Raw genomic sequence first — 3,821 nt, 5'->3', positions numbered from 1 at the left:
CCTCGAACCGAGCCCGGCATCCGGAGGACCCGATGATCTTCACGCAGTACTACCTCGACTGTCTCTCGCAGGCGTCCTACCTGGTGGGCGACGGCACCACGGGTCAGGCGATCGTGGTCGACCCGCGGCGCGACGTCGCCGAGTACCTGGCTGACGCGCAGGCCCAGGGCCTGCGCATCGTCGGGGTCGTCAACACCCACTTCCACGCCGACTTCGTCTCCGGCCACCTGGAGCTGGCCCGGGCGACCGGCGCCTGGATCGGCTACGGCGCGGCGGCGCAGCCCGAGTTCGCGGTCCGCCGGCTTGCCGACGGGGAGCGCATCAGCCTCGGCGAGGTGACCCTGCAGGTCATGGCCACCCCGGGCCACACGCCTGAGTCGATCAGCGTCCTGGTCTTCGAGCACGCCGACGACGAGGTCGCCTACGGGGTCCTGACCGGCGACGCCCTGTTCATCGGCGACGTCGGGCGCCCCGACCTGCTCGCCTCGGTGGGCGTCACCGCCGAGCAGCTCGGGGCGATGCTCTACGACTCGGTCCAGCACCGGCTGATGACCCTGCCCGACGCCGTCCGGGTCTTCCCGGCCCACGGCGCCGGCTCGGCGTGCGGCAAGAACCTCTCGACCGAGCGCCAGTCCACGATCGGCGAGCAGCGCCGCCTCAACTACGCCTGCCAGCCGATGTCGGAGGCCGAGTTCGTCGAGGTCGTCACCTCGGGCCAGCCGCCGGCCCCGGCCTACTTCCGCTACAACGCCACCCTGAACAAGCACGCCCGCGTCGTGCGTGCCACCGACGCCACCGTCCCGGCACTGACCGACGAGCAGGTCGACGCCGCGCTCGCCGCCGGAGCCGTCCTGCACGACGCGCGCGACCAGCAGGAGTTCGCCGCGGGCCACCTGCGCGGCGCCCTGAACGTGCCGTGGGACGGCCGGCTCGCCGAGACGGTCGGCACGGTGCTGACCCCCGAGCAGCAGGTCGTCGTCATGGCGCCGGAGGGCCAGGCGCAGCAGGTCGCCACCCGGTTCGCCCGGATCGGCTTCGACAACGTGCTGGGCTACGTCGCCGACCCCGAGGCCTACCTGCTCGCCCACCAGCGGGATGTCACGCCGGCCAGCCGGCTGACCGTCGGCCAGGCCGTGGACGCGCTGGCCTCACCGGACACCCAGCTCGTCGACATCCGCAACGCGGGCGAGCTGGCGGCCGGGATGCTGCCGGGCGCGCGGCACATCCCGCTGGCCCAGCTGGTCGCCCGTGCCGGTGAGCTCGACCCGACCTGCCCGGTGCTGCTCTACTGCGCTGGTGGGTGGCGCAGCAGCGTCGGGGCGAGCCTGCTGCGCGCCAAGGGGTTTGCGGACGTCAGCGACCTGCTCGGCGGGTACGGCGCCTGGGTGCTCGTGGAGCCCGCGACCTCCTGAACGACTGGCTCGCAAAGACGGGGGTGGGCAGCATACGACCGTATGCCGCCCACCCCGGGCCCGCGCGCGGGCGGGCTTCCCCGCGGTCTCCCCCCAGAGCCGCGGCCGGCCGCGGGACTACTCCCGCGCCAGGTTCGTCAGGGCCCGCCCGATCCGCTCGCGGGCCTCGGTGGCCACCTGCTCGAGGGCCGGGTTGCCGGTCAGCGCCACCATGACCTGCGGGTCCATGGCCTCGACCACCGTGCGGGCATCGTCGAGGCTGCGTACGACGACGTTGCAGGGCAGCAGCAGCCCGATGGACGGCTCGGCCTGCAGCGCGGCATGCGCGAGCGGGGGCCGGCAGGCGCCGAGGATCACCTGGGGCGCCACCTCGGCACCGATCTTGGCCTTCAGGGTGGCGGCGATGTCGATCTCGCTCAGCACTCCGAAGCCCTCGGCGGCCAGCCGTTCGCGGGTCGCGGTGAGGGCCTGCTCGAAACCCATGCCGACGGTGGTGCTGAGTGCGTAGCCCATGGCGGTCCTCACGCGGTGGCCGCGGTGGACTGCTGTGCCGCGACCTGTCGGCGTACCTCGTCCATGTCGAGCCCACGCACCCCGCTGACCACCTGCTCCAGCGCAGCCGCGGGGAGCGCCCCCGGCTGGCTGAACACGAGGATCCCGTCGCGGAACGCCATCAGCGTCGGGATCGAGGTGATGCCGGCGGCCCCGGCCAGCGCCTGCTCGGCCTCGGTGTCGACCTTGCCGAACACGATGTCCGCGTGCTGTTCGGAGGCGGCCTCGTACACGGGGGCGAACATCCGGCACGGCCCGCACCACGAGGCCCAGAAGTCGACCAGCACGATGCCGCCGGCGGTGATCGTCGACTCGAAGTCGGCTTGGGTGAGGGTGCGGGTTGCCATGGTCTCTCCTTCAGGTGATGGCTCATCTTATACCCACTAGGGTATCCTTTGAACGTCGGCCCAGGCCAGTTCATTCCATGAACCGGACCGCGGCCGGCCCCGAGCTGATCTACCGGCAGCCTGCCGAAGCCCCCGAGAAGGAGACCGATATGTGTCGTGCCGTGACGTGCCGGACCTGTGGCAAGACGACGTGGGCCGGGTGCGGCCAGCACGTCGACCAGGTCATGCGCAACGTCCCGAGCGGCCAGCGCTGCCGTGGCCACGAGAAGCAGGCCGCCGCCCCCGCCGGCGGGATGCTGGCCCGGCTGTTCGGCCGGGGCTGAGCCCACCGGAGGTCAGCGGTGGCTGCCCTGGCGCACCAGCCAGCGCAGCTCGCTGCGGTGCTCGAGCCCGAGCTTGTCCAGCAGTGAGGACATGTGGGTCTTCACGGTCGCGGTGCTGATCCCGAGGACGGCCGCGATGCCGGCGTTGCCGGGGTCGCCGTCCGCTCCGGTCACCAGCTCGACGACCGCCCGCTCCCGGGGGGAGAGGCCGCGCAACGGGTCGACGGGCGCGTCGTGCGTCGGGCCCAGCCGGGTCACCAGTTGGGCCTGGACCCCGAAGCAGCGGCGCGACAGCTCGGTCAGCCGTTCGGCCAGGGCGGCGTCCGTTACCTCCTGCGCGAGCGCGGTCAGCTCCTGCGCCATCTTGGTCAGGGCGTTGCCGGCGACGTTGAGGGCGACGAGGGAGCCGGACCGGCCCTCGTCGAGCTCGGGGTAGACGAGCGACAGGTTGAGCCCACGCGTGGGGTCGCTCGCCCGCAGGCGGTCGACCACAAGGCCGGCGAGCCACTGCATCGCCCGGACCGTCTCGTCCGTGAAGGCGTCGCCGGTGTCCGAGAGGGCACCCATGAGCCCGATCACGCCCTCCTCCTCGGAGCCGAGCAGGGGAACGACGGCCGTGTCCGCCGAGGGCTCGCCGTCGCCGAAGCGATACCCCCGGTTCAGCAGGGCGCCCTCGTCGTCGGCGTAGCGGTAGGGCCGCCGGCTCGCGACGACCCACGCGGTCAGGCCGTTCGGCGCGTACGTGACGGTGCCGGCCTCCTCGAATGCGCCGTTGGAGAACAGGTATGGGTACGAGATCCGGCGGTCGGCCTCGTTGATCAGGGCGATGTAGAAGTCGTCGAGCGGCGCCAGCGACCCAAGCGTGGCCCGGCAGGCGTCGTAGACCGCGAACACGTCGCTGCGGTCGGCCTCCTGGATGAGCTGGTCGGCGTAGCGCAGGGCGCGGACGGCGGCGTCGGACAGGACCGACGTGGCCCTGCGCTCGCCCCGTCCCCCCTGTCCCATGCCTTCATCCTCCCCGCCCGGGAGCGGCGCCGCCACCGGACGGCCGGGTGGCGCCGGTCGGGGTGCCTCAGCCGCAGGACGAGGCGAGTTTCCATCCTTCGGCCGATGCCGCCCGATTCGACGGGATGGAACCGTTTGTGCAGGGCCGGTCCCTGGCACGGGAGGGAATGTCAGGGACCGGC

The 3,821-nt window shown here is 72.6% G+C and carries 5 protein-coding genes; 2 read left to right on the top strand and 3 right to left on the bottom strand.

Features of this window, described 5'->3' with window-relative positions:
- On the top strand, positions 1-1,412 hold a 1,412-nt coding region (locus tag WMI84_RS17445; protein WP_347355045.1), incomplete at its 5' end, for a rhodanese-like domain-containing protein.
- Positions 1,413-1,529: 117 nt separating this feature from the next.
- Here WMI84_RS17445 and WMI84_RS17440 read toward each other — a convergent pair.
- Entirely contained in the window at positions 1,530-1,925 is a 396-nt protein-coding gene (locus WMI84_RS17440; protein WP_347355044.1) for a DUF302 domain-containing protein, read from the bottom strand.
- Positions 1,926-1,933: 8 nt separating this feature from the next.
- Entirely contained in the window at positions 1,934-2,311 is a 378-nt protein-coding gene (gene trxA / locus WMI84_RS17435) for a thioredoxin (RefSeq protein WP_347355043.1), read from the bottom strand.
- A 77-nt stretch (positions 2,312-2,388) separates the two neighbouring features.
- Between trxA and WMI84_RS17430 the strand changes: the two genes are divergently transcribed.
- A complete protein-coding gene (locus WMI84_RS17430) occupies positions 2,389-2,634 on the top strand; it encodes a hypothetical protein (protein WP_347355046.1) in 246 nt (81 codons plus the stop codon).
- A 12-nt stretch (positions 2,635-2,646) separates the two neighbouring features.
- Here WMI84_RS17430 and WMI84_RS17425 read toward each other — a convergent pair whose 3' ends face one another.
- Complete coding sequence (locus WMI84_RS17425; protein ID WP_347355042.1) at positions 2,647-3,639, bottom strand: LuxR C-terminal-related transcriptional regulator; 993 nt, start codon at positions 3,637-3,639, stop codon at positions 2,647-2,649.
- Positions 3,640-3,821 lie beyond the last annotated feature (182 nt).

Origin of the sequence: Intrasporangium sp., assembly GCF_039812505.1 — a bacterium.
GTDB lineage: Bacteria > Actinomycetota > Actinomycetes > Actinomycetales > Dermatophilaceae > Intrasporangium_A.
This window is presented reverse-complemented; position numbering and strand designations above follow the sequence as displayed.

Coding starts and splice junctions, on each gene's coding strand:
- WMI84_RS17440 (WP_347355044.1), bottom strand. CDS start 1,925: ATGGGCTACGCACTCAGCACCACCGTCGGCATGGGTTTCGAGCAGGCC.
- trxA (WP_347355043.1), bottom strand. CDS start 2,311: ATGGCAACCCGCACCCTCACCCAAGCCGACTTCGAGTCGACGATCACC.
- WMI84_RS17425 (WP_347355042.1), bottom strand. CDS start 3,639: ATGGGACAGGGGGGACGGGGCGAGCGCAGGGCCACGTCGGTCCTGTCC.
- WMI84_RS17430 (WP_347355046.1), top strand. CDS start 2,389: ATGAACCGGACCGCGGCCGGCCCCGAGCTGATCTACCGGCAGCCTGCC.